The sequence below is a fragment of the Tunturibacter empetritectus genome, from assembly GCF_040358985.1.
GTDB classification, from domain to species: Bacteria; Acidobacteriota; Terriglobia; order Terriglobales; family Acidobacteriaceae; genus Edaphobacter; species Edaphobacter empetritectus.
The window spans coordinates 3,985,586-4,008,495 of record NZ_CP132932.1; the positions used below are offsets into that span (position 1 = coordinate 3,985,586).

Below are 22,910 nucleotides of genomic sequence, written 5' to 3' on the forward strand. Positions count from 1 at the left end.
GACGAGGTTTGTTTGGGTTGATGGGGCATGGAATGGGGTTAGGTCTGGATTGTGACCGCTATGTCGTTCATGTGACAGACTTTCGAAGTTGATAAAGCGTACAGTCCAAGTAATCGCATCTACCCGCCCTGCAATTCGTGGGCAACTCGTCTTTGCGGCTAGAGAGGGTGACTCTCGTGCAAAGGACGCTAGAGGTGCGAAAGAACCACACGATGCCTGAGATACTTCCGCGACCAAGAAATCTCATATTGGCCCAATTGCCGGATGCCGAGTATGAGGCGTTGGTGAGATTTCTTGTGCCTATCGAGCTGCCTCTGGAGACGCGTCTCTCGGAGCCTAATGAGGCTATCGAGTTTATTTATTTTTTGAATAGTGGCTTGATCTCGACGGATGCGATAACGGAGAAGGGCGAATCGGTGGAGGTTGGAGTGATCGGGCGTGAGGGGTTCTCCGGTTTGCCGGCGCTGTTGGATCAACCGCAGATGTCGCATTCGGTGTTGATGCAGGGACAAGGCGAGGGGCTGCGAATCCGTTCTTCTATCGTGCGCGATCAGTTTTTGAAGGGTGGAATGTTACGACGGCTGGTCCATTCGTTTGCCTACCTGCAGCTTGTGCAGACTGCTCAGTCAGTGTTGTGCAACCGGATGCATGAGGTGGATGCGAGGCTGGCGCGATGGCTGCTGACATCCGCTGACCGGATGGAGTCGGAGTCTTTGAACCTGACCCAGGAGTTTCTGGCGCGGATGCTGGGGGTGCAGCGGTCGACGGTGACGGTGGCGGCAGGAGATCTGCAGCGGGCCGGAGTTATTGGCTACAGCCGGGGAAAGATCAACATTCTGGATCGCCCGGCGCTGATCAAAAAAGCTTGCGAGTGCTACAGCATCGTTACTTCTTCCTACAATCGAATTATCAGCAAGACATCGGCTGAAGAGTTGAGCTATGTCGATTAGGAAAGCGGCTTCGGGATCAGGTGAGTTGCAAGGTCCACAGGTCGTGGAGGTGGACGACACCTTCTACCCGGCCGCCTGAAGCTACGACGATGAGTGAGGTGATCTTCTTTTCCTCCATGATGGCCAGGGCTGAGGAGGCCAGGGTGTTCTCTGCGATGGTGTGAGGCTGTGAGTTCATGATCTCGGCTGCGGTGTGTTCGAGGGCGTGGGAGCCGTCGCGCTCGAGGAGCCTGCGGAGGTCGCCGTCGGAGATCATGCCGGCAAGGTGGCCATCTTTGAGCACGGTGGTCATGCCGAGTTTCTTTCGCGACATCTCGTAGATGACCTGCGGCATGGGTGTAGCTTCGCCGACCTGAGGGAGCGCATCGCCGGTGTGCATCAGCTCGCGGACGCGGGCAAGGCGTCTGCCGAGGCGGCCGCCGGGGTGGAGGTCGGCGAAGTCTTCCGGTGTCCACTTACGGAGGCGGCTTACTTCGAGGGCGAGGGCGTCGCCAAGAGCGAGCATAACGGTGGTGGAGGCGGTGGGTGCGAGGTTGAGGGTGCAGGCTTCGGTGGAGACGCGGGAGTCGAGAAAGATGTTACTGGCTTGGGCGAGGGTAGAGCTGGCGCAGCCGCTGATGGCGATCAGTGTGGCGTTGAGGCGTTTGAGGGTGGGGAGGAGGCGGAGCAACTCTTCGGTTTCGCCGCTATAGGAGAGGGCTATCACGATGTCGCCGGGCGCGAGCATGCCGAGGTCGCCGTGAATCGCTTCGGCAGCGTGGAGGAAGTGCGCCGGCGTGCCTGTGGAGCGAAAAGTGGCGGCGATCTTGCGGGCGATGATGCCGCTCTTGCCAATGCCGCTGAGGGTGACGCGGCTCTGATTCGTAGCGGCTTGAAGGAGACGATCGATGGCCTGGGTGAACGGGGCGAGCATCGTGGTGTCGAGGCGGAGGGCGAGCTCGTTGAGAGCGGCTGCCTCGATGCGGACGAACTCGGAGGGACGCGGTGTGTCGGATGCGGTGGTGGCTTTGCTGGACATAATGGCTGAACCATGTCGATGCTAGCAGAGCGATGCGCGGGGCGCGGCGGTGTGGGCTTCAGCACGGTCTTGCCGGGGGAGCAGCAACTTCTGGAGGATGCTGTCGTTGCATCGTTTATGGGGGCTTTGCGTCTAAACTAAAAGGGCTAGTGTGGCGCGAAGGTTTATGCCGAAAGGATTTTTCACGTGAAGCGGAGCGGATTGGTCTTTGGTGTGATGGTGGTTGGGATTGCGCTGCTGTTGTGGGCAGGGTGGCACAATCTGCGCGAGCGAAGGCTTGCGATGCAACAGGCTCAGGAAAACCACGTGGTTCTTGTGCCGGAGAAGGCGGGATCGGCGGCGCAGGATTCGCAGTCTCCTGAAGCGGAGGCGATGCAGATGCGCGGCAAGGTTGCACCTGCGTTTACGCTTGCGACTTTGGATGGCAAGAAGGTTTCGCTGAGCGATTATAAGGGCCGGCCGGTGCTGGTGAACTTCTGGGCGACTTGGTGTGGGCCCTGCAAGGTGGAGATGCCGTGGTTTGAAGAGTTTCGCAAACAGTATGCGGCGCAGGGCTTTGAGATCCTCGGACTTGCTGACGATGTTGATGCTGGTAAAGACGCGATCGCTAAGGTGGCACAGAAGACTGGCGTGACCTATCCCATTTTGCTGACCGATGGGAAGATTCAGAAGGCTTATGGCGGACCGGATGGGATGGACTACCTGCCGATGTCGTTTTATGTCGATAAAAATGGCGTGATCGTCGAAGAGACGGCTGGACTTGGCAGCAAGGATGAGATCGAGGCGCACATCAAGAAGATCGTTGCTTCGGAAGCGACGGCGGCGGGTGGACAGTGATGGGATTGATGAGGTCCTTCGCGGGATTGCTGATTGGGTTGCCGGTTGTGTTGACGGCGCAGCAGGTCGGGAATCTTGATGCTCCTGTTGTAAAGCCGAAGTCGTATGTTGTGTATGGGGCGGAGCCGCAGAGTGTTGCGGCAGGGAAGCGCAGCGTGCTGGAGCTGCACTTTCGCGTGCTGGATGGCTATCACGTAAATTCGCATACGCCGAAGTCGGAGCTGTTGATTCCGACCAGGATTGAACTGCAGCCGGCGGCTGGAGTGAAGACTGAGGCGGTTGAGTACCCGGTTGGTACTTCGTACAGCTTTAGCTTCGACCCGACGGAGAAGCTGGATGTATATACGGGTGCGTTTACTGTGAAGTTGCCGGTGGTGGCGGAGGCGGGGACGCATACGGTGGATGCAACGTTGCGGTACCAGGCGTGCGATCATGCGGCGTGCTATCCGCCGAAGAGTCTGCCGGTTCAGGTGATCTTCACGGCGAAGTAACCAGTGGTAGTAGCTCGTTGTGGAGCGATCGGGAAAACTTCTGTTGGTAGGCTCGATACGTCTGGAGGTTTTTCTGATGTAGTGGTGGCATCATGGAAGAACAGGACAGACAGGAGCGGGCGGACGGGAATGGAAGAATTTCGAAGGCTGACACGGCTGCCGGCGTATGTCTTCAACATCACAAGTGAGCTGAAGGCTGCGGCGCGCAAGCGTGGTGAGGACATTATTGATTTCGGGATGGGGAATCCCGATGGCGCGACGCCGAAACATATTGTAGACAAGCTGATTGAAGCGGCGCAACGGACGGCTACGCACCGGTACTCGTTGTCGCGTGGCGTTCCTCGACTGCGTCGGGCGATTTGTAACTGGTACAAGCGGCGCTACGATGTGGATCTGGATCCGGAGACCGAAGCGATCGTTACGATCGGCTCGAAGGAGGGGATCGCGCACCTTTGCCTGGCGGTGCTGGATGACGAAGATACCGTCGCTGTGCCGAATCCCAGCTATCCTATTCATATCTTTGGGCCGGTGATTGCGGGCTCGAAGGTGCAGAGCATTCCTATGCGGGGCGGTACTGCGGAGGCGCTGCTGGAGGAGTTGGAGCATGATCTGCCACGCATGGAGCCGCGGCCGAAGCTGCTGATTCTGAACTTTCCCTCGAACCCTACGGCGCAATGTGTGGAGCTTTCGTTCTTTGAGCGGATCGTGGCGCTGTGCAGGGAGTTGGGGATTTATATCATTCACGATCTGGCCTATGCGGACATTGTGTTTGATGGATATCGTGCGCCAAGTATTTTAGAAGTGCCTGGGGCTAAGGAGATTGCGGTTGAGTTCTTTACGCTCTCAAAAAGTTACAATATGCCTGGGTGGCGAGTAGGCTTCATGGTGGGAAACTCCAAGCTGGTCGCGGCCTTGGGGCGCATCAAGAGCTACTTCGACTATGGGACGTTTACGCCGATTCAGGTGGCGGCGATCTGTGCGCTGGATGGGCCGCAGGAGTGTGTAGCGGAGATTCGCGATATTTACAGGGAACGGCGGGATGTTCTAGTGCCGGGGCTGAATAAGCTGGGATGGCCGGTGGAGTTGCCGAAGGCGACCATGTTTGCTTGGGCTAAGATTCCGGAGCAGTACAAAGGGCTTGGATCTATTGAGTTTTCGAAGAAGCTGCTGCTGGAGGCGAAGGTCGCGGTGAGCCCTGGGGTGGGTTTTGGCGAGCATGGGGATGGGCATGTGCGGTTTTCGCTGATTGAAAATGAGGAGCGGACGCGGCAGGCGCTGCGGGGGATCAAGCAGATGTTCAAGGCGGGTTGATGGTTTAATTTAGGAAAAAATATGACCCTCGTGAGAGCCGTTTTTTTGTTGTTTTGCTGGTGTTTTTGAGGGGTGTTTGGAAAAAACGTGGTGTTTGGTGGTGGTTTTTTGTGGTTAAGAATGTGGTGGCTGGTGGTGAGAGCGTGGTGTTTCGCCGCGTAGTTTTTGGGGCCCGAAAAATACGCCACGGTTTTGAGATTTATTTTTGGGGTGCAGGTGGATTTGGGGTGGTGGGGATGGGTGCGGCTGGAATTGGAGTTCCTTGGTGGAAGGTAATCTGCCATTGGCCGTTGATGAGGGTCCAGATGGAGCTGCGCCAGGATTGGCCGATGAGTTCTCCGGCGGCATTGCGGCGGGTGGCTTTGTAGGTGGCGAGGACGACGTTGGGGGCTAGTTCCCGGGTTTTGAAGTCGGAGAGGAGGGAGGCTGGGTGGGGAGGTTCGGCTTTCAGGTCTTCGAGGATGGTGGCTTTGTCGAAGACTCGGCCTGAGCTGCCGAACTCGACGAAGTCGTCGGTCAGTTGGGAGGCGACGGCGTTCGAGTCGCGGCGGATGTTTGGGTCGAGGAGCCGTTCTTCGAGGGACTTCAGGTGGTCGGCGATTTGCATGTAGGCCATTTCTGCGGTTTGCTGAGATGGGTGATAGCGCCAGTAACAACAAACGCAGATTCCTTTCGGGAATGACAAACAAAAAAGCGAAAGGGTCTCACCAACTGTGGAACTGCTTTAGTTCACCGTGAGGGTGAAGGTGGTGGAGGCGGTGATGGACGTGTTGACGGAGTCTTTTCCTGTGAGGGTGAGGGTGTAGGTGGTTGCGTTGGACGATACTGCAGGTGGCGTGCCGGGGTTGTTTCCGCCGCTGCCTCCGCCGCAGCCGGTGAGGGTGGTGGCGATGCAGGTGAGAGATGCCAGAGCTAGAAGCAGCGACAGGGGGATCTTACGCCGGTGTCGTGCGAGAAAGCCGCAGAGTATCAGCCCGGCGTAGAGCGCGATCTGCGTCTTGCGCCAGGGGTATGGAGCTTCCCGCTTCGCGGCAACGCCAGGGTGGATGGGGCGAAGGTTCGAGCGCACTGCGGGGGATGGGGAGTTGCATGCCGAACCTACGAAGATGGTGAGCGTTGCCGCGTTCAGGTTGCTGGTGGTTGATGGACGGATGGTGTAACACACTTCCGCTGTGCCATTCGTCGTGGAGGCAGCGAGAGACCAGGCGACCCGGCCACTGTAGCCCGCAGCGGGCGTTGCGCTGATTGGGATGCTTCCCTGGCTGCCGTTTGCAACGGTGAGATTGGCGGCTGACACGCTGAAGCTGCCGGTGGCGGTTACGCTTCCTGCCAGCAAGGAATAGGTGGAGGTGGAGGTGGAGTGGGTCGCGTCGCCTGAGTAGGTGACGACTATCAGGTGATAGCCAGGAGTTGACGGTGCGATAAGGCTGTAAGTGGCGGTTGAATTGGCTGAGAGAGCCAAAGAGGCCTGAGCCACGACGCCATCGACCGACACTGAGACGCTGCCGGTGGGCACGTTGATTGCGGTCTGTGCGTACAGGGGGCCGATGCCTATCTGGATCGATACGGGTTCGGCCACGGCAGCTGCTGTCGGCGATACGGTGAGGTTCACGACTGTGGGGAGGAGATTGGCTGCGCTGCTGGCGGGCCAGACCTTCGTCAACGCATTGAAATCGATGCTGCCAAGGCCTGTCGCCTGGTCATAACCTGTGGCGGCAGCGTAGTTCGACTGGCCAGGTGTGGAACAGACAGCGGCCACGGGCAGGCATGCGTTGGTGCCGGAGGTGATGTCGTGAAAAGCGGTCGCATATGTGGTTGGTGTGCTGGCCAGGGTGTACAGCATGGTGTTGACGTTGCCTTGCCCGGTGGCGTTTTTGGCTCCGTTCAGAAGGGCGATGTAGCCTGCGAAGATGGGAGCGGCAAAGCTGGTTCCTCCGGCGACAGTGTATTTGTTGTTGCTCCCTAGAAGTCCGTTAGCGCAACTGTTAGTCAGACCCTGCAGATCGGCGAGGGAGGGGTCAGTGGTGCAAAAGAGAAAGCCCGGATTATCGATGGAGGACTGAAGCGCAATGTCGGGGAGGAGACGGAAGGAGCCTGCGGGGATGCCAGGAAAGGCGCTCTGCCATGTGGGCCGGGGAAACACTGTGCTGGCGCCTCCTCCGCCTGCAGCAATGCCATTCGAGGCGGAGTCTTCGTTCCAAGCCACCTCTGGAACGTAGGACAGCAACGAACTGATGACATCAGAGCTGGTGGCGCCATCCCAATAGGAGTTCGCCCCAGAAGTAAAGGTGCCGGGCGCCATTTGAGTGCCGCCCACTGCTGTGACGTAGGGGCTGCTTGCCGGAAAGCTGACTGCCAGAGCTTGCTGCTGTGCCGTGGTGGCCTCCGAAGAGGGAAACGAGGCACAAGCAGTCGAGCCGCTATCTCCTGAGGAAGCCACCAGAGTCTGGCCCTGCGATGCCGCCTCTTCGAACAACGCATTGTTCTGACTGAGTTCACTTGCGCTTAGAAGCTGTTCACAGATGCCGTAGCTGATGCTTACCACTGGAGCGATGTTTTCTGTGATGGCGAAGGAAAGCGCATCGAAGACGTCGAAGTTCTGGTTGCTACCGACATAGACAAGAAATATGTTCGCATTTGTTGCTATGCCGGAGGAGTACTCGAGATCGATCTCCGATTCCCCTTCATCGCCGGGTGAGGTGGCTTCGACACCGGAGTTTGGAACCAGAACCGTACTGATGTTGACCGTTCCCGGGGCGAGGTTGCCCCGAAAATAGCTGACTCCTTCGGAGAGATTCACATAGGACTGGCCAACGACAGCTAACCCCTGACCTGTACCGGAGGATATTTGGTAGAGAGGGTTTAGGTCGTACATCACCGTGATGTCCTGCGGGCCGAGATAGTGAATCTGAGTTGGGGCGGCGGTGTAGTCCGGATGGGGGCGGATTTTTACGTTTGGTTTGGGGCGGAAGTCGGAGAGGTGGAGTACGGCTGCGGTGACGGGGACGAGTTCGGCGGGGAGGGTGAGATCGGCGGCGGGGGCGAAGTGTTGCTCGCCTTCAGTGGTGCGGTAGTGGTGGAGCTCGGTGCTGAAGGCTGCCTGGACTTGCGCGGCGGTGCCGGAGAAGGTGATGCGGTCGCGGCTGCGGGATACGCTGTCGATGTGAAAGCCGCGTGAGGTGAGCCAGCTTTGAGTGGCTGCAATGTCCTCCGCTGCGACGCCGAAGCGGGTGGCGAAGGTCTCCGGGGTGAGCCACTGGTGGTAGAGCGGTGAGGCCGTGTTCTGCTGGGCGGCGAGAAGCTCTTGCAGGTTGGCTTCCTGCGTGGGCGAGCGTTTGAAGACCAGAGTGATGCCTGGGATGGGGGTGTTGGAGGCGACGGCGCCGCGGTCCTCAGCGTCGCGCACTCTTGGGGTGCGTGAGTTTGCAAGGACTGCGCGGGATGAGCCGGTGATGGCGCCTTTGATTCGGGGTTCCGGCGTTTGCGCGAAAGAGGTTTGGGAGGCTGGGGTTTGGGAGAACGAGGGCAGAGAGGAAACCAGCAGGGCCACGGTAAGGAGTGGCAGGAGTACTCGACGAAGGTGCTTCATATGGAGCTGACACTCTTTTCTTGGGCCTGAACGCGTTGGGGTGAGACCAGACAAGAGACTAGCAGAGGAGGTTGCGGGAACTCTATAAATTTCTTTGGGGAAAGAGTTCGGCGGTAACGTGGCTCGATCGTGAGATGGTCGGCGGCGAAGGCTTCGAGAGTTGGTTTGGGACTAGACGGGGTGAGGTTTTTCTGGGGTAAACTTTCCGCATGAAAAATCTCTTTGAAGCGTCGGCAGTGGACGAGGTGAAGGGGCGGATGGCGCAGTTGCGACCGGATAGCGCGGCGCAGTGGGGCAGGATGAATGCAGCGCAGGCGGTGGAGCATTGTGCGAGGGGGATGGAGTTGGCGTTAGGAGATCGGCGCCCGCCGCGGATGTTGATTGGGAGGATTTTGGGGCCGGTGATAAAGCCGATGGCGTTTCGAGATGGGGAGCCGATGCGCAAGAACTCGCCTACGGTGCCGGGGCTGGTAGTGGAGGAGGAACGGGATCTGGAGACGGAACGGGAGCGGTTGTGCGGGCTGATCGACCGCTTTGCTGCGGCCGGACAGGCGGGTTGCACTACACATCCGCATAGCTTCTTCGGGAGATTGACGCCGCAGGAGTGGTCGGCTTGGATGTACAAGCACCTGGACCATCACCTGCGGCAGTTTGGGGCTTAGTGCGGATTTGCGGTTGATAGGGAGATGGCAACCTCAGATTCCCTTCGGGAATGACAAACAAAAAAGCATGCCAGACTCCATGCCGCTGCTACGTTGCTCGAGGGCGTCTCTATTTTTTTGTGTTTGCGAGTTTCTTCTGGGTTTCGAGGAAGCGGCGGACGCGGTCGAGGGTGCGGGATTTGCCGAAGACGATCATGCTCTCGAGCAGCGGTGGAGACATGGTGCTGCCGGTGAGGATGGCGCGGAGGAGCATGAAGTTTTCTTTGACCGACCACTGCTGGGCTTCGCCTAGTTGCTTGAGGGCGGGCTCAAGGGCTTCGTGGGTCCAGTCGGTAGCTTCAAGGACGGTGAGTTGCTCGGCGGCGAAGGTGAGGGTCTCTTCGGGCGTGCGCTTTTTTGGGACGAAGACTTCTGCGGTGGGCATGATGTCGTCGGCGAAGAGGAAGTGGGTGAGGTTGCCAAACTCGCCGAGGGTTTCGATGCGGGTCTGGATGAGTGGGGCTATTTGTTGCAGGTAGGCGTCGCTGAGGATGGTTTCGCGTAGGGCCTTGTAGAAGGCTTCAGGGGTGAGGGCGCGGAGGTATTCGCCGTTGAGCCACTTTAGTTTGGTGAGGTCGAAGACGGGGCCGCCGAGGCGGATATTTTTGACGTCGAAGCGGGCGACCATGTCGGGAAGGGTGAAGATGTCGGTCTCGCTTGGTTTGGTGGTGGCTTTGGTTTGTGGGGATGGTGCTGGCGTGGCTGCGTCTGCGCTGGGTGCGGGCATGCCGCCGCCCATGAGACCTAGGAAGTTGATCATGGCTTCGGGGAGGATGCCGGCCTGGCGGAAGTAGATGAGGGAGACAGGATTTTTGCGTTTGGAGATTTTGGACTTGTCCAGATTGCGCAGGAGAGGCATGTGCCAGAAGCGGGGGATCTGCCAGCCTAAGGCTTTATAGAGGAGGACGTGCTTGGGGGTGGAGGAGATCCACTCTTCGGCGCGGATGACGTCGGTGATGCGCATGAGGTGGTCGTCGACGACGTTGGCGAGGTGATAGGTGGGGAAGCCGTCGGACTTCATGAGGACCTGGTCGTCGACGTTGGAGTGGTCGAAGGTGATGTCGCCGCGCAGCTCGTCACGAAATGTGGTCTGGCCGGCGGGGACCTTCATGCGGACGACAAAGGGGCGTCCTTCGGCGAGGTAGGCGTCTATTTGTAACTGCGAGAGTTCGCGGTGGCCTCCGTCGTAGCGAGGGGGGAGTTTGGCGGCGATCTGGCGCTGTCTGAGAGACTCCAGTTCTTCGGGGGTCTCAAAGGCGCGGTAGGCGGTGCCGTTGGCGAGGAGGAGTTCGACATGCTCGCGGTAGATTTCGGTGCGCTCGGACTGGCGATAGGGGCCGTAGGGGCCACCGAGGTCGGGGCCTTCGTCCCAGGTGAGGCCGAGCCAGCGGAGGGAGTTGAAGATCTCCTGCTCGGAGGTGGCGACGAAGCGGGTGCGGTCGGTGTCTTCGATGCGGAGGACGAATTTTCCGTCGCGCTGGCGGGCGTAGAGGTAGTTAATGAGGCCGATGTAAGCGGTGCCTACGTGAGGGTCGCCTGTGGGGGAGGGAGCGATGCGGACGCGGATGGGGGAGTCGGAGGTGCTGATGCTATTCGTCATAGAGGCCAAGAGTTAATGCTAGCAGAGGGCTTGGCCTCTATGGGATTAGAGCTTCGAGCCACCGTCGACCGGGATGCTGGCTCCGGTGATCCAGCGCGCTTTATCGGAGGCGAGAAAGGCGACTACGTCGGCGACGTCTTCGGGCTTGCCGAGTCGCTTGAGAGCTTGCATTTCTAAAGCGGTTTCGCGTCCGGCTTCGGTTTTGGTGAAGTTCGACATGTCGGTGTCGATGACGCCTGGTGCGACGGCGTTGACGCGGATACCGCTTGGTCCGAGGATGGCGGCCCAGTTCCTGACGAGAGTTTCGAGTGCACCTTTGGTGGAGGCGTAGGCGAGGACGGAAGGGTTCTCGATGCCGGGTTTACCGATGACAGCGTGGGCTACGACGGAGGTGATCATGATGATGTTGGAGCCTTCGCCGAGAATGGGCAGGAGTTGCTGCACGAGGAAGAAGGGGCTTCGGACGTTGGTGGCGAAAAGATTGTCGAAGTCTTCTACGGTGTGATCGGCGATGCGGGCAGACTTGCTGACTCCTGCGTTGGATACGAGGATGTCGAGTCGATCGCCGACGATGGAGCGGACCTTTTCGGCAAGCAGGGCAGCGCCGTTCGGGGTTGCGAGATCTACGGAGATTGCGTCTGCGCGTCCGCCTTTGGATTGAATGGCGGCGACGAGAGATTGGGCCTCCTGCGCGGAGCGGCCGTAGTGAACCAGAACGTGGGCTCCGGCTTCGGCGAGAGCCAGGGCTGTAGCGCGGCCGATTCCTCGGGAGGCTCCGGTAACGAGCGCGGTTTTATTGTGAAGCGTGATCATTCTTTCTCCTCGTTTGTGAGTGCACGGGTTGCGGCGACTCGATGTATGCCACAGGTTGAGAGCCGACTCATCCTTGGGCCGGCTCTCAATTGTGTTTGCAAAGGTGACACTTTTTTGTGCCGAGTGCAGGTTGGCTCAGGCGTTGGTTCCGCCATCTACTGTGAGATTGGTTCCTGTGATGTAGGAGGCTTCTGGACTGGCGACGAATGAGACCAGAGCTGCAACCTCATCGACCGTGCCGTAGCGGCCGAGCGATGTGGCAGCCTTTTGAGGAACAGCCCAGTCGCCGGAGGCGGGATTCAGATCGGTGTCGATTGGGCCTGGCTGGACGTTGTTGACGGTGATGCCGCGGCCACCAATTTCTCTGGCCAGCCCCTGCGTGAACATCTTGACGGCGCCCTTGGTGGCGGAGTATGCGACGAGACCGGGAGCGACGACCCGCTCGCCGACGCAGGAGCCGATCATGATGATGCGACCGCCAGTCTTCAAGTGCTTGAGAGCGGCCTGGGTTGCGGCCAGTACACCGCGGATGTTGATGTTGATGACCTGGTCGATCTCGTCCAAGGGGGTCTCTTCGAATGGCTTGGGGATGGCGGTGCCGGCGTTGTTTACGAGAATGTCGAGTCCGCCGAAGGTTGCGACGGTCTTTTCGACCGCGGCTTTGACTGCCTGGGGGTCGGCGGCGTCGGCTTGAATGGCGAGGGCTTTTCCGCCCTCGGCTTCAATCGCTTTGACTACGGCAGAGGCCGAGGTTGCGTCTTTGGCGTAGGTGATGGCGACGCTGGCGCCGTCGGAGGCGAGACGTTTGGCGATCGCTGCGCCGATACCGCGGGAGCCGCCCGTAACGAGTGCTACTTTTTTCGTGAGGTTAGACATGATTCTCCTTTAATGTTCCTGTGAATGATTCATGAGTCGGCCGACCGTCATGGTCTTCGAAGGTGTGAAGCTCCTATCTGATGTGGTGTCGTCGCGATTGGATTTGCCATTTTCAGGAATAACAGCCATTCCATTGAGGAATAGATCCAGAACGTGAGGTAAGCATCGGAGAGTGAGACAGCCCCCTCATTAGGGTTGCTGATCGCCGCGCAGAAAGAGGTATATGCGCTGCTGCTTGAGGAAATACAATCCATTTTGTAGAGCGGAGAGTTGGCGTGGATAAATTGGATGCGATGCAGGTGTTCGTCCGGCTGATAGAGAAAGGGAGTTTCTCCGCTGTCGCGAAAGAACGTGGAGTTGGCCAGCCTGCTATCAGCAAACAGATCTCTGCGCTGGAAGATGAACTGGGAACTGAACTGATTCATCGGACGTCCCGCTCGATTGTGCTGACGGAGGCGGGTCATGATTTCTATGAGTCTGCTTCACGGATTCTTGATGACTTTGAGAGCGCGACTTCACGCATCGGTCGAGGACAGACGGCCCCGAAGGGGCTGATTCGCGTGACCGTTGCTCCTACGTTCGCCCGGCTGCACATGGTGTCAAAGCTGTCTGCATTTTTCGCTGCCTACCCTGATATTGCGATCGAGATGGCTGCGTCGGAGAGTCCGACGACGATCATCGAGGATGGGTTCGATCTGGCGATTCACTCGGGCGATCTGCCGGACTCGAGTCTGGTTGGGCGCAGGTTCGCGCAGACGATGATTATTCTGGTGGCTACTCCGCAGTATCTGTCGCGGTATGGAGCTCCTGGTTCGCCGGACGAGCTTAGCCGATTCCGATCGGTTGTTTTTATGGAGCGAGGGGCGGTGCAGCCTTGGAAGTTCGGATCGGGAAAAGACGTTAAGCGAGTTATTCCGACTGGAGTGTTTCGCACCAGCGATATTGAGCAGATGAGGATGGGTGTCCTAGAACATCTGGGGATTGCGCAGGCCCCAGCGTGGCTCTTCGCCGCAGAGCTGAGAGAAGGTACAGTTCTACGTCTGATGAGGCCCTTTGAGCGAATGGTGCCGATCCTTGCGGTGAGGCCTGCGAGTCGCAGGATGTCGACCAAAGTGCGGGTGTTTATTGAACATTTGGAGAAGACGTTTGCGCTGTGTTCGCAGTTCAATCCGCGAACTGGATAATATGTGATCTAAACGGTCACAAAATTGCAGTAGCTTGCAATGGGGCGATAAAGAACAGACAACGGCGTGAAGAGGTTGGGTGGAAAGGGACGGGCGGTTTGGGCAGGACGGAGTTCGTCGGGATCCTTCGCTGTGCTCAGGATGACAGCAGAGGCTTAGTGCGCCAGCTAATACGGAGTTCGGAGGGATCCTTCCCCCATCGGCTTCGCTCAGGGGCAGGATGACAGCAACAGGCCGCCTAATTTTGTGATGGAAGGCTGATTCAGAGTTGCGCTACTTGAGTTCGCGGACCCATATGTTGCGGAAGCTGATGGGTTCGCTGTGGTCGCCATGGGCTTGCAGCTTGATTGGGGCGGTGTCGTACTTTTTGTAGAAGGGCTGGCCGATGTAGCGGGTCTCGCCTTTTAGCTCGAAGTGATTTTGGACGAGGATGCCGTTGAAGAAGACGGTGGCGTAGGCGGGGGTTTTAAGGGTGCCGTCTTCGTTGAAGGTGGGTGCGGTCCAGATGACGTTGTAGGTCTGCCACTCGCCGGGTTTGCGGTTGGGGTTGGCGAGTGGGATGGCCTGCTTATAGATGCTGCCGGCCTGGCCGTTGACGTAGGTTTTGTTGTTGTAGGAGTCGAGGATCTGGAGCTCGTAGCCGGCGTCGCCGGTGCCGGTGGAGGCGAGGAAGACGCCGCTGTTGCCGCGGGCCTGGTCGGTGCCGGTGATGTTTGTGGGGATTCGCCACTCGATGTGGAGCTGGTAGTTTTTGAAGCTGTGTTTGGTTTTGATGTTGCCGGAGCCTGGGGCTTTGCTGACGGTGAGGATGCCGTCGGCTACGGTCCATTGAGCGGGGGATTTGTCTTTGGTGGAGACCCACTGGTCGAGGTTTTTGCCGTCGAAGAGGACGATGGCGTCGGAGGGTGGCGCGGAGTCGGTGGCTCCGGGTGTGACGATCGGGGGGACCGGCTCGTAGACTTCGGTGTCCTCATGCTTTGGCGCAGCGGGCTGTTGCGCGGAGAGGGAGACGGTGACGACGGTCAGGGTTGCGAAGGCTAGGAGCGAAGAGTGGATGTGCATGATTTCTAGATGAGGATATACCCAATTGTGCGCAGTTTGGGTGTGTCGTCATGTTGCGACGGGTGGAACGGATGGAGCCATGAGTAAAAATACGGGGATCCTTCGCTCCGCTCAGGATGACGACTTTCTAAATTCGACGCCTTTGTATTGGTTGGAAGAGTGCGCTAGCTGCGGGCGGCGCGGACGGCGGCGGCTAATTCGGCTAGGGCGGCTTTGGTTTCGGGCCAGTCGATGCAGGCGTCGGTGATGGATTGGCCGTAGACGAGGGGTTTACCGGGGACTAGCTTTTGCGCGCCAGCGACGAGGTTGCTTTCGAGCATGACGCCCATGATGCGGGTGTCGTTCGCTGGAGTTGCGGCGGTAATCTGGGCGGCTACGTTGCGGGCTACGGCGGATTGCTGGGTGTGGTCTTTGTGGCTGTTGGCGTGGCTGCAGTCGATCATGACCTGAGGGCGGATGCCGGCTTTTTCCATCTGCTTGCAGGTGTCTTCTACGGCGGTGGCGTCGTAGTTGGTGGTGTTGCGGCCGCCGCGCAGGATGATGTGGCAGTCCTGGTTGCCTTTGGTGACGAAGATGGCGGTCTGGCCGTGCTTGGTGTGGCCGAGGAAGTTGTGAGCCTGATTGGCGGAGAGGATGGCTTCAATGGCGATCTGCACGTTGCCGGAGGTGCCGTTTTTGAAACCGACGGGGCAGGAGAGGCCGGAGACGAGCTCGCGGTGGACCTGACTTTCGGTGGTGCGGGCGCCGATGGCTCCCCAGCTTACGAGGGAGGAGACGTACTGCGGGGAGATCATGTCGAGGAACTCGGTGCCGGCGGGGACGCCCATCTCGGCGAGGTCGAGGAGGAGGTGGCGGGCTTTGCGGAGGCCGTCGTTGATCTTGAAGGACTCGTCGAGGTAGGGGTCGTTGATGAGGCCCTTCCAGCCGAGGGTGGTGCGGGGCTTCTCGAAGTAGACGCGCATGATGATGCAGAGGTCGCGGGAGTGCTCGGCGATGGCGGATTTGAGTAGCTCGGCGTACTCGCGGGCGGCGTCGGTGTCGTGGATGGAGCAGGGGCCGACGACTACGAGGAGACGATGGTCTTCGCCGTGGAGGATTTTGATGATCTCGGTGCGGGCTTTGTAGACGGTCGCGGAGGCGGCTTCGGTGATGGGGAGCTCTTCTTCGAGGGCGACGGGCGGGAGGACGACTTTGGTCCAGGTGATGCGAAGGTCATCGGTGGGAAAGAGCATGGGTCTCGCTAGAGTCTGATCAGATGGAGCGGCGTTCCGCTGTGAGTCTTGTGAAATTATCACGTCTGTTTATCTTATAGCCTGTGGTGTGATTGTAGAGCTGCTTGCGGTGCTGCGGTGCAGACTAGAATGGTGACTGCGGGTTGAGGTTGTCGAGCCGTAGTTCAGCTGCTAGACGCAACAGGAAAGGTTCCCCCAGTGAAGGCATTAGTGAAGAGCCGCGAAGAGCGCGGCCTGTGGCTCGAAGATGTTCCTGAGCCAGAGATGGGCATCAATGACGTTAAGATTCGTGTTCTGGCTACCGGCATCTGCGGGACCGACCTTCACATCTATGAGTGGGACGCGTGGGCTCGCTCGACGATCAAGCAGGGGCTGACGATTGGACATGAGTTTGTCGGCGAGGTGGTGGCGGTTGGGTCGAATGTAAACGATATTCCGATTGGGCAGCTGGTGAGCGGCGAGGGGCATGTGGTTTGCGGGCGCTGCCGTAACTGCCTTGCGGGGCGGCGCCATCTTTGCGCGTTCACGCTGGGCGTTGGGGTGAATCGCAACGGGGCGTTTGCGGAGTACGTTGTGCTGCCGATGTCGAATATCTGGATTCACAGTGCAGGGGTGCCGCATGAGATTGCGGCGATCTTCGATCCGCTGGGCAATGCGGTGCATACTGCGCTGGCGTTTCCCGTGCTGGGCGAGGATGTGCTGGTTACGGGGGCTGGGCCGATCGGGATTATGGCTGCGGCTGTGGCTCGACATGCGGGTGCTCGGCACGTGGTGATCTCGGATCCGAATGAGTACCGCAGGGCTCTAGCGGAGAAGGTGGGGGTGACGCTGGCGGTTGATCCTCGGGCGACTCCGCTGAAGGAGATTCAGCAGAAGCTGCATATGCAGGAGGGCTTCGATGTGGGGCTTGAGATGTCGGGGAATCCGAATGCGTTTCGGGATATGCTCGCGAATATGAGCCACGGCGCGAAGATTGCGATGCTAGGGATTCCTTCGGAGGATATTTCGATTAATTGGAATCAGGTGGTGTTCAATCAGCTTACGATTCGCGGCATCTACGGACGGGAGATGTACGAGACCTGGTACAAGATGACCGTGATGCTTGAGAGCGGGCTGGATATCTCGGGCGTGATTACGCACCGGATGAACTGGCGTGACTATGAGGACGGCTTTGCGGCGATGCGGTCGGGGAACTCGGGGAAGGTGATTCTCGACTGGAGCGACGTTGGTTAGGTGCCACGAGTATTGCTCTACGCTAGATAAAACCTCACTTTCCACTCGGCTCGCTCTGGTTGCACCGAGCGGGCTGTGGTGCAGGCCTGTGTCCATTGCAGGCTTCGCTAGAGCTTTGAGGATCGCTCATGCGAGTGACGACGCCTTATAATCGCACCTGCGAAAAGACAGAGAGGATGCGATGAATATCCAGCAACACGCCGGGTTCTACGTGGTAGGCGTAGCGGCTCGCACAGATAATGCGGCTGAGAAGAACGGCAACGGAAAGATCGGGGAGATCTGGCATAGGCTGTTGCGCGATAATCTTGCTGCGAAGATTCCGAACAAGCTTGGCATCGATCTGATTGCGGTATATACCGACTATGAGTCGGACCATAAGGGCCAGTACACGTACCTTCTGGGTTTGCCTGTCTCTTCGATCCAGAACATACCTAAGAACTTCGTCGCGAAACACGTTCCTGATGGCCGCTATGCTGTGGTTACGTCGAACAGAGGACCGGTGACGAAGGTTGTTCCTGAGACGTGGCATCGGATCTGGTCGATGTCGCCCGGGGAGCTAGGGGGGACGCGATCCTTCCGAGCGGACTACGAGATTTACGATCAGCGTTCGGCCGATCCGGAGAAGGCCCAGATTGAAGTTTATGTCGGCCTTCGTTGAACGCATTTGTCATGCACTGCAACTGTTTTACCGGTCGGGCCCACTGCGCTTGGCCACCCTGCAAGCGATGATCTGTTTGCGGGGTCCCGGTTGGAACGGTCAGTTCCTTACGGGTTTACCTCTTTCTTGCAGCTACGATCAGTGATGGCCCTCCTGTAGATAAGAGAAGTTTGCCGCCCACGTATACTTGTTGCGTCGCGGTATCAGGAGACCTTATGCAAAGCCGCATTCTCGGTACCACTATGCCTGTTCTTGAGTTTGCTCTCGGCCCGAATGATGCGGTCATCTCGGAGGCGGGAGAACTCTCGTGGATGACTGCTTCGGTCCAGATGACAACCCACACTCAGCATGCGGGCGGCGGCGGCTTCTTCGGTGCTATTGCGAGAGTGGCCGGAGGCGGATCGTTGTTTATGACGGAGTATCGCGCGATTGGCGGCCCTGGCGAGGTTGCGTTTGCGACGCGAGTGCCAGGACACATCGTGCCTGTGGAGGTTGGGCCGGGGCATGAGTACATGGTTCATCGGCATGGCTTTCTCTGCGCTACCGCAGCCATCGAGCTGGGGGTTGGCTTCCAGCAGTCGCTTGGTGCTGGGATCTTCGGTGGAGATGGATTTTTATTGCAGAAGATCAGCGGGCAGGGGATTGCGTGGCTTGAGCTGTCTGGGGAACTTGTGATCAAGGATCTTGCTCCCGGTGAGACACTGCGGGTTCATCCGGGCCATGTGGGCGCGTTTCAGTCTACCGTTGCGTTTCAGATTCAGCGCGTTCCTGGCATCAAGAACATGATCTTTGGTGGCGATGGTGTGTTTCTTGCGGCGCTGACAGGTCCCGGTCGGGTGTGGTTGCAGACGCTGCCTATCTCGCGGCTTGCCCATCAGATTCAGGAGTACCTGCCGAAGGAGCGCGCGCAGCAGGCTGCTGAGGGTGGGGTAGTCGGTGGCATTGTTGGCTCGATCCTAAAAGGAATGTGACGCTATGCCTTTCAAGCCACCGACTTTTTGGCGTCAGTGCGACTGTTTGGCTCCTTTCTGTATGGGTGTTGATTTTGCAATCAGCTAGCCGTTGCCAGAGCTTCCCCGAGTTGTTTGATGTGAGTCGCGGTTGCGGTGTCCTGGTCGCCGGCAACCGATATGGTCTCCTTGCCTAACGTGTGTAGCAGGTTTTTGATGGCTGTGCCGTCGAGGTTCGGGTCATGCAGGAGTTTCTTCAATTGGCCGAGATCCTTAACGACTTTCTTCACGCCTGCGTGCTCATGCTTGGAGAGATATTCTTCCCAGCCTTCGATGTTGCTTGTGGCTTTGTCGACCGTGAGGGATTTAGCTCCCTGTTTCAATGCGTTGATCGTCGTTTCGAAACGTGTCGTTGACATTGCTTGGCTCCTCTAAATGGTTGAAGATCGCCTGAGAGTAGAGATCGACAACGTGCGCGAACCCCTAATACAGCGATGGGATGCCTGGAGCAGGTGTATTCGGATTGTGAAGAAGAGTGAAGATTGACGACACAGAAAGAGCAGATCGGTTGTTGCAGTCCGCCGCACATGTTTGCGAAGACCTTCCTGCCAGCCTCACCTTTCAACGATCCCTGAGAGATCCCTGGTTTTCCTGCGGGCTAGAATCAAACAGAGGCCCGAATGTCCGCAGCTAAACTCGATGTTCATCCAGGACGCTCGAAGAGATATCCTGCTGGTCCTTCTTTTCTTCCACGGCTTGTCTCTGGCCGCATGTTTCGACAGACGGCGGTGGAGTCTATGACGGAGTCTGCCCGGCGTTATGGCGACCTGGTTCATTACACCGTCTTTGGGCGACATATCTATCAGTTGAATCACCCTGAACTTGTAGAGGATCTTCTTCTCAAGGATGCGGGCAGGCATCACCGCGGCATTGTGATGCAGAGGGCGAAGACTGTGCTAGGTGAGGGTTTGCTGACTAGTGAGGAGCCGCTGCATATGCGTCAGCGAAGGCTTGCGCAGCCGGCATTCCTGCGTCAAAGAATCGCGGCGTATGGCGAGGTGATTGGGCAAAACGCTGCGGGAATCTCGGAGAGCTGGAAGCCTGGGGCGGTGCGTGATGTGCATGAAGATATGCTGGAGCTGGCGTTGCGGATCGTTGGCAAATGCCTGTTCGACCTGGATGTTCAGTCTCACGAAGAGGTGAAGAAGGTTTCGACGGCGGTCGATGCATTCATGGGATTTCTTCCGCTGGCTATTCTGCCTTTTTCCGAACAGATTCAACGACTGCCTCTGCCTGCCATGAGGCGAATTCGCAAAGGACAGGCTGACCTCGACGCGATTATCTATGGAATGATTCGGGAGCGCCGCCGGTTGCCGGGTGATCGGGGCGACCTTCTTTCGATGTTGCTTGAAGCGGTGGATGTCGAAGACTCAAGTGGCCGTATGTCGGATCAGCAGTTGCATGATGAGTGTCTGACGATTATGCTGGCGGGCCATGAGACCACTGCTAACGCGCTGAGCTTCGCGTTATGGCTGATTGCGAAACACCCAGATGTGCAGACACGTCTGTGGCAGGAGGCATGCACGATTCTTGGCGACCGAGCGCCGACGGCGGACGACTACGCGCGTCTGACTTATGCTACTCAAGTCTTTTCGGAGACTATGCGGCTTTATCCTCCGGTGTGGGTGATAGCGCGCACTTGTGTAGATCCGTACGAGATCGCCGGTTATCCAATTGCCAAAGGGACTGTTCTTATCGCGCCGCAGTTCGTTGTTCATCGGGATCCGCGTTTTTATCCTGATCCGCTACGCTTTGATCCTGAGCGTTTTGCGGTAGATAAGAAGGAGGGAGCGAGATCGCGGCCACGGTTTGCCTTCTTTCCGTTCGCGGCGGGTAGCCGGCAGTGCATCGGTGAAGGGTTGGCCTGGATGGAGGGAGTGCTGTCTCTTGCTACGATCGTTCGCGACTGGCGGCTTAGTCTGCCCGAGGGATCAGCGACTGAGATAGCACTGAACCCCGCTATCAGCCTGCGGCCGAAGCATGGAGTTCCTTTGCTGGTAGAACGGAGGGGCTAGCGTCGGCTAATCCAGGAGTCAATCGAGTATCCGTTGTGTCGATGGAGAAAGATGAGCGTGGAGTAGACCAAGGCATAGGTTAGCTGCGTTCCTGCGGCGGCCCAGTCCTGCAGGAGCGCCGACCCAAATGTCAGGAGTGTGATGAGGAGACTTGCGGCGATGAGAGCTGCTCGCGTTCTCAGGCCGATCATGATCAGGAGACCTAAGAGAGCTTCTATTGAGGGCAGGATTAAGCCGAAGATCCATACGCTCCAGGCGGGAAGTGGTGCGTGGCTGAACTGCATGACGAGTTTCGCGGCGAACTCTCCCGGGCCTGCGATCATGCGGCTTACGCCGTGCATCAGAAGGTTTACGCCGACTGCGATACGGAGCAAGACGTATGCTGTTCGCTCATCGGAAAGCTTCAATTCTTCTGCCATCGGTTCTCCGCTTGTTTGTGTTTGTTGAATTCGAGATTCGCTCTTTCATCAGATGCCAAAACTGATACAGGATTACGAATCTTGCCGTGGAGGATAAGAAATGGTTGAGAGAGACATAAGTTGTGCGGGTCTCTCTATATTCTGGAGCCATGTCAGGAAACTCAACCGAGCCGTTTCTTCATCTTGCCCATGTTAATGTAGCCCGCGGAGAGAATGTTGTTCTTCACGATATCAATCTGACGGTGAATGCAGGGGAGCATATTGCCATTCTTGGTCCGAATGGGTGCGGGAAGTCGACGCTGATCAAGACGATTACCTGCGAGTGTTATCCGCTGGTGCAGCCGGAGACGCAGGTGAGGATTTTTGGGCGGGAGCGGTGGGATCTGACGGAGTTGAAGAAGCGGCTGGGCGTGGTTTCGGCTGAGTTGCCGGGGAAGCAGACGCTGCAGACCAGCGGCCGCGATGCCGTGATTACTGGCTTTTTTTCGAGTAGTACGCTGTGGTCGAATCTTGTGGTGACGGAGGCTATGCGGGCTCACGCGGAGGAGGTGCTGCAGCAGATTGATGCGGTGGGGTTTGCGGAGAAGCTGGTGGGGGAGATGTCGGCGGGGCAGCAGAGGAGCATTATGATTGGGCGGGCGCTGGTGGGGTCGGCAGGGATGTTGCTGCTGGATGAGCCTTCCAATGCGCTGGATCTGGCGGCGCAGGCGGAGCTACGCGGGTTGTTGCGGAGGCTGGCGCAGCAGGGGACTGGGATCATGCTGATCACGCACCATATTGCGGATATCCCGCCGGAGATCGAGCGGATTTTGATGATGCGGGAGGGGCAGATTGTGGGGGATGGGTCGAAGGGGGAGCTGCTGACCGCGGAGAGGCTGAGTGAGTTGTTTAATACGGAGGTTCAGCTTTCGGAGAGGGATGGCTTTTATCACGCTTGGTGATGTGTCCTGCCGGACGGGCCCACTGCGCGTGGGGCGGTCACTTCGTGACTTGTATACCTTTTCCTGGCACGATTGGGATTGCTGGTCCTCCCGTTGGTCGGAAGGAGGAGAACCGCTCTATTCTGCCTGGGGGATTACGCCGGTCTGGAGTTTGACTAGTTCAGTTTGTGCGATGCGGGATGGGCCAAGGACGGCGATCTTTGGCAGGGGGCCGCGGACCATGGCTACCTCGTCGCAGGCGTAGAGGCGGGGGCAGGTCTGGCAGTCCTTGTAGATCTTGTCGGGCAGGGTGGTGCGGTCGACGGCGCGAAAGCCGAAGTGAAAGAAGAAGTCGGGGATGCGGGTGAAGAGGCAGACGGCGGTGACCTTTTGCTCTTCTGCTTCTTCGAGGAGGGCGCGGAGGAGACGGCCGCCGGCGCCCTGGCCTTTGGCTTCGGGCTTGACGACGATGGAGCGGACCTCGGCGAGGTGGGGACCGTAGAGGTGGAGAGCGCCGCAGCCGAGGAAGACGCCGCCTGAGTCGCCGTCGATGGGGGATTCGGCTACGGCGAAGTCGCGGATGTTCTCGCAGATCTCGGCGTAGTTGCGGCGGAGGAGGGTGCCGTCGCCGGACAGGGAGTTGACGAGGTCGAAGATGTCGACGGCGTCGGGGAGCTTGGCCTTGCGCACGGTTGCTCCGCCTACGCGTGGGCGCGATGAGGAGGTGGATTCACTCACAGTCATCAGGGGGGTGATGGGCAATTACTTTGGCTCCTCTTTATATTTTCGCAGAGTATTGGATGATTTGAGGACCGGGTTTGGTGCGGGGTTGAGGAATGCGGTTCGCGTGCGGGGAACCGCGCTTGTGATGAAGCTCAAACTTCCGGGTTGAACTTTGAGGCAGAAAGGTTCGGGCGGTAGAGGCTGGTTGAGTTCTTCGGGGTCCTTCACTGCGTTCAGGATGACGGCAAAAACAAACGTCACGCGTGTT

Annotated in this window: 24 protein-coding genes; 12 read left to right on the forward strand and 12 right to left on the reverse strand. The window is 58.3% G+C overall.

Features of this window, described 5'->3' with window-relative positions:
* The first annotated feature begins 284 nt into the window (after positions 1-284).
* Complete coding sequence (locus RBB75_RS16600; protein WP_353068713.1) at positions 285-950, forward strand: Crp/Fnr family transcriptional regulator; 666 nt, start codon at positions 285-287, stop codon at positions 948-950.
* A gap of 16 nt (positions 951-966) precedes the next feature.
* On the opposite strand, the gene RBB75_RS16605 is transcribed toward RBB75_RS16600, so the two are convergent.
* Positions 967-1,968: a KpsF/GutQ family sugar-phosphate isomerase gene (locus tag RBB75_RS16605; RefSeq protein WP_179637794.1), complete on the reverse strand. Its 1,002-nt coding sequence runs from the start codon at positions 1,966-1,968 to the stop codon at positions 967-969.
* Between the two features lie 12 nt (positions 1,969-1,980).
* Here RBB75_RS16605 and RBB75_RS16610 point away from each other — a divergent pair, with 12 nt between their 5' ends.
* From RBB75_RS16610 to alaC, 4 genes are all read left to right on the forward strand, one after another.
* Positions 1,981-2,109 (forward strand): hypothetical protein, encoded by a 129-nt coding sequence (locus RBB75_RS16610; protein ID WP_257030901.1) that lies wholly within the window; start codon positions 1,981-1,983, stop codon positions 2,107-2,109.
* Positions 2,110-2,154: 45 nt separating this feature from the next.
* The gene (locus RBB75_RS16615; RefSeq protein WP_353068714.1) at positions 2,155-2,805 is read left to right on the forward strand and encodes a TlpA family protein disulfide reductase; all 651 of its coding nucleotides are present in this window, start codon (positions 2,155-2,157) and stop codon (positions 2,803-2,805) included.
* A complete protein-coding gene (locus tag RBB75_RS16620; RefSeq protein WP_257030902.1) occupies positions 2,805-3,296 on the forward strand; it encodes a protein-disulfide reductase DsbD N-terminal domain-containing protein in 492 nt (163 codons plus the stop codon). The genes RBB75_RS16615 and RBB75_RS16620 overlap by 1 nt, the downstream gene beginning before the upstream one ends.
* Positions 3,297-3,425: 129 nt before the next feature.
* On the forward strand, positions 3,426-4,607 hold the full coding sequence (alaC, locus tag RBB75_RS16625; protein WP_179637796.1) for an alanine transaminase: 1,182 nt from the start codon (positions 3,426-3,428) through the stop codon (positions 4,605-4,607).
* Between the two features lie 199 nt (positions 4,608-4,806).
* On the opposite strand, the gene RBB75_RS16630 is transcribed toward alaC, so the two are convergent.
* Together RBB75_RS16630 and RBB75_RS16635 are read right to left on the reverse strand one after the other, a co-directional pair.
* Entirely contained in the window at positions 4,807-5,223 is a 417-nt protein-coding gene (locus RBB75_RS16630; protein WP_353068715.1) for a nuclear transport factor 2 family protein, read from the reverse strand.
* Positions 5,224-5,331: 108 nt separating this feature from the next.
* Positions 5,332-8,196: a S53 family peptidase gene (locus tag RBB75_RS16635; protein ID WP_179637798.1), complete on the reverse strand. Its 2,865-nt coding sequence runs from the start codon at positions 8,194-8,196 to the stop codon at positions 5,332-5,334.
* Positions 8,197-8,405: 209 nt separating this feature from the next.
* Here RBB75_RS16635 and RBB75_RS16640 point away from each other — a divergent pair, with 209 nt between their 5' ends.
* Positions 8,406-8,858: a DUF1569 domain-containing protein gene (locus tag RBB75_RS16640; RefSeq protein ID WP_179637799.1), complete on the forward strand. Its 453-nt coding sequence runs from the start codon at positions 8,406-8,408 to the stop codon at positions 8,856-8,858.
* A 109-nt stretch (positions 8,859-8,967) separates the two neighbouring features.
* On the opposite strand, the gene gltX is transcribed toward RBB75_RS16640, so the two are convergent.
* The 3 genes from gltX to RBB75_RS16655 form a co-directional block, all read right to left on the reverse strand.
* Complete coding sequence (gene gltX / locus RBB75_RS16645) at positions 8,968-10,497, reverse strand: glutamate--tRNA ligase (protein ID WP_179637800.1); 1,530 nt, start codon at positions 10,495-10,497, stop codon at positions 8,968-8,970.
* Positions 10,498-10,542: 45 nt separating this feature from the next.
* Positions 10,543-11,310, reverse strand: coding sequence for an SDR family NAD(P)-dependent oxidoreductase (locus RBB75_RS16650; protein ID WP_353068716.1), 768 nt, complete (start codon positions 11,308-11,310; stop codon positions 10,543-10,545).
* Between the two features lie 135 nt (positions 11,311-11,445).
* Entirely contained in the window at positions 11,446-12,186 is a 741-nt protein-coding gene (locus tag RBB75_RS16655; protein WP_179637802.1) for an SDR family NAD(P)-dependent oxidoreductase, read from the reverse strand.
* A 275-nt stretch (positions 12,187-12,461) separates the two neighbouring features.
* On the opposite strand from RBB75_RS16655, the gene RBB75_RS16660 reads away from it, so the two are divergent.
* Positions 12,462-13,370, forward strand: a complete 909-nt coding sequence (locus RBB75_RS16660) for a LysR family transcriptional regulator (protein WP_179637803.1) — start codon at positions 12,462-12,464, stop codon at positions 13,368-13,370.
* A gap of 273 nt (positions 13,371-13,643) precedes the next feature.
* Here RBB75_RS16660 and RBB75_RS16665 read toward each other — a convergent pair whose 3' ends face one another.
* Both RBB75_RS16665 and RBB75_RS16670 read right to left on the reverse strand, forming a co-directional pair.
* Positions 13,644-14,432 (reverse strand): 3-keto-disaccharide hydrolase, encoded by a 789-nt coding sequence (locus tag RBB75_RS16665; RefSeq protein WP_353068717.1) that lies wholly within the window; start codon positions 14,430-14,432, stop codon positions 13,644-13,646.
* A gap of 164 nt (positions 14,433-14,596) precedes the next feature.
* A complete protein-coding gene (locus RBB75_RS16670; protein ID WP_179637805.1) occupies positions 14,597-15,664 on the reverse strand; it encodes a 3-deoxy-7-phosphoheptulonate synthase in 1,068 nt (355 codons plus the stop codon).
* 198 nt (positions 15,665-15,862) lie between these two features.
* On the opposite strand from RBB75_RS16670, the gene tdh reads away from it, so the two are divergent.
* From tdh to RBB75_RS16685, 3 genes are all read left to right on the forward strand, one after another.
* On the forward strand, positions 15,863-16,897 hold the full coding sequence (tdh, locus tag RBB75_RS16675; protein ID WP_179637806.1) for an L-threonine 3-dehydrogenase: 1,035 nt from the start codon (positions 15,863-15,865) through the stop codon (positions 16,895-16,897).
* A 181-nt stretch (positions 16,898-17,078) separates the two neighbouring features.
* A complete protein-coding gene (locus RBB75_RS16680) occupies positions 17,079-17,555 on the forward strand; it encodes a GyrI-like domain-containing protein (RefSeq protein WP_179637807.1) in 477 nt (158 codons plus the stop codon).
* Between the two features lie 215 nt (positions 17,556-17,770).
* On the forward strand, positions 17,771-18,526 hold the full coding sequence (locus RBB75_RS16685; protein ID WP_179637808.1) for a TIGR00266 family protein: 756 nt from the start codon (positions 17,771-17,773) through the stop codon (positions 18,524-18,526).
* An 80-nt stretch (positions 18,527-18,606) separates the two neighbouring features.
* Here the strand turns inward: RBB75_RS16685 and RBB75_RS16690 are convergent, their stop codons facing one another.
* The gene (locus RBB75_RS16690) at positions 18,607-18,924 is read right to left on the reverse strand and encodes a hypothetical protein (RefSeq protein ID WP_179637809.1); all 318 of its coding nucleotides are present in this window, start codon (positions 18,922-18,924) and stop codon (positions 18,607-18,609) included.
* A 261-nt stretch (positions 18,925-19,185) separates the two neighbouring features.
* Between RBB75_RS16690 and RBB75_RS16695 the strand changes: the two genes are divergently transcribed.
* Positions 19,186-20,580 carry a cytochrome P450 gene (locus tag RBB75_RS16695; protein ID WP_353068718.1) on the forward strand — a complete coding sequence of 465 codons (1,395 nt, stop codon included), beginning with the start codon at positions 19,186-19,188 and terminating at the stop codon, positions 20,578-20,580.
* Here RBB75_RS16695 and RBB75_RS16700 read toward each other — a convergent pair.
* On the reverse strand, positions 20,577-20,999 hold the full coding sequence (locus RBB75_RS16700) for a DoxX family membrane protein (protein WP_353068719.1): 423 nt from the start codon (positions 20,997-20,999) through the stop codon (positions 20,577-20,579). The genes RBB75_RS16695 and RBB75_RS16700 overlap by 4 nt on opposite strands.
* 149 nt (positions 21,000-21,148) lie before the next feature.
* Here RBB75_RS16700 and RBB75_RS16705 point away from each other — a divergent pair, with 149 nt between their 5' ends.
* Positions 21,149-21,940, forward strand: coding sequence for an ABC transporter ATP-binding protein (locus tag RBB75_RS16705; RefSeq protein WP_353068720.1), 792 nt, complete (start codon positions 21,149-21,151; stop codon positions 21,938-21,940).
* Positions 21,941-22,057: 117 nt separating this feature from the next.
* Here the strand turns inward: RBB75_RS16705 and RBB75_RS16710 are convergent, their stop codons facing one another.
* A complete protein-coding gene (locus RBB75_RS16710; RefSeq protein ID WP_179638849.1) occupies positions 22,058-22,663 on the reverse strand; it encodes a GNAT family N-acetyltransferase in 606 nt (201 codons plus the stop codon).
* Between the two features lie 18 nt (positions 22,664-22,681).
* Positions 22,682-22,903 carry a hypothetical protein gene (locus tag RBB75_RS16715; RefSeq protein ID WP_179637813.1) on the reverse strand — a complete coding sequence of 74 codons (222 nt, stop codon included), beginning with the start codon at positions 22,901-22,903 and terminating at the stop codon, positions 22,682-22,684.
* Positions 22,904-22,910 lie beyond the last annotated feature (7 nt).

What these genes read in the sequence shown, in the direction of transcription:
- RBB75_RS16695 (WP_353068718.1), top strand. Translation starts at nt 19,186, where the DNA reads ATGTCCGCAGCTAAACTCGATGTTCATCCAGGACGCTCGAAGAGATAT.
- RBB75_RS16690 (WP_179637809.1), bottom strand. Translation starts at nt 18,924, where the DNA reads ATGTCAACGACACGTTTCGAAACGACGATCAACGCATTGAAACAGGGA.
- RBB75_RS16670 (WP_179637805.1), bottom strand. Translation starts at nt 15,664, where the DNA reads ATGCTCTTTCCCACCGATGACCTTCGCATCACCTGGACCAAAGTCGTC.
- alaC (WP_179637796.1), top strand. Translation starts at nt 3,426, where the DNA reads ATGGAAGAATTTCGAAGGCTGACACGGCTGCCGGCGTATGTCTTCAAC.
- RBB75_RS16655 (WP_179637802.1), bottom strand. Translation starts at nt 12,186, where the DNA reads ATGTCTAACCTCACGAAAAAAGTAGCACTCGTTACGGGCGGCTCCCGC.
- RBB75_RS16700 (WP_353068719.1), bottom strand. Translation starts at nt 20,999, where the DNA reads ATGGCAGAAGAATTGAAGCTTTCCGATGAGCGAACAGCATACGTCTTG.
- RBB75_RS16605 (WP_179637794.1), bottom strand. Translation starts at nt 1,968, where the DNA reads ATGTCCAGCAAAGCCACCACCGCATCCGACACACCGCGTCCCTCCGAG.
- RBB75_RS16680 (WP_179637807.1), top strand. Translation starts at nt 17,079, where the DNA reads ATGAATATCCAGCAACACGCCGGGTTCTACGTGGTAGGCGTAGCGGCT.
- RBB75_RS16640 (WP_179637799.1), top strand. Translation starts at nt 8,406, where the DNA reads ATGAAAAATCTCTTTGAAGCGTCGGCAGTGGACGAGGTGAAGGGGCGG.
- RBB75_RS16665 (WP_353068717.1), bottom strand. Translation starts at nt 14,432, where the DNA reads ATGCACATCCACTCTTCGCTCCTAGCCTTCGCAACCCTGACCGTCGTC.
- RBB75_RS16685 (WP_179637808.1), top strand. Translation starts at nt 17,771, where the DNA reads ATGCAAAGCCGCATTCTCGGTACCACTATGCCTGTTCTTGAGTTTGCT.
- RBB75_RS16610 (WP_257030901.1), top strand. Translation starts at nt 1,981, where the DNA reads ATGTCGATGCTAGCAGAGCGATGCGCGGGGCGCGGCGGTGTGGGCTTC.
- RBB75_RS16710 (WP_179638849.1), bottom strand. Translation starts at nt 22,663, where the DNA reads ATGACTGTGAGTGAATCCACCTCCTCATCGCGCCCACGCGTAGGCGGA.
- RBB75_RS16630 (WP_353068715.1), bottom strand. Translation starts at nt 5,223, where the DNA reads ATGGCCTACATGCAAATCGCCGACCACCTGAAGTCCCTCGAAGAACGG.
- RBB75_RS16635 (WP_179637798.1), bottom strand. Translation starts at nt 8,196, where the DNA reads ATGAAGCACCTTCGTCGAGTACTCCTGCCACTCCTTACCGTGGCCCTG.
- RBB75_RS16650 (WP_353068716.1), bottom strand. Translation starts at nt 11,310, where the DNA reads ATGATCACGCTTCACAATAAAACCGCGCTCGTTACCGGAGCCTCCCGA.
- RBB75_RS16705 (WP_353068720.1), top strand. Translation starts at nt 21,149, where the DNA reads ATGTCAGGAAACTCAACCGAGCCGTTTCTTCATCTTGCCCATGTTAAT.
- RBB75_RS16620 (WP_257030902.1), top strand. Translation starts at nt 2,805, where the DNA reads ATGGGATTGATGAGGTCCTTCGCGGGATTGCTGATTGGGTTGCCGGTT.
- gltX (WP_179637800.1), bottom strand. Translation starts at nt 10,497, where the DNA reads ATGACGAATAGCATCAGCACCTCCGACTCCCCCATCCGCGTCCGCATC.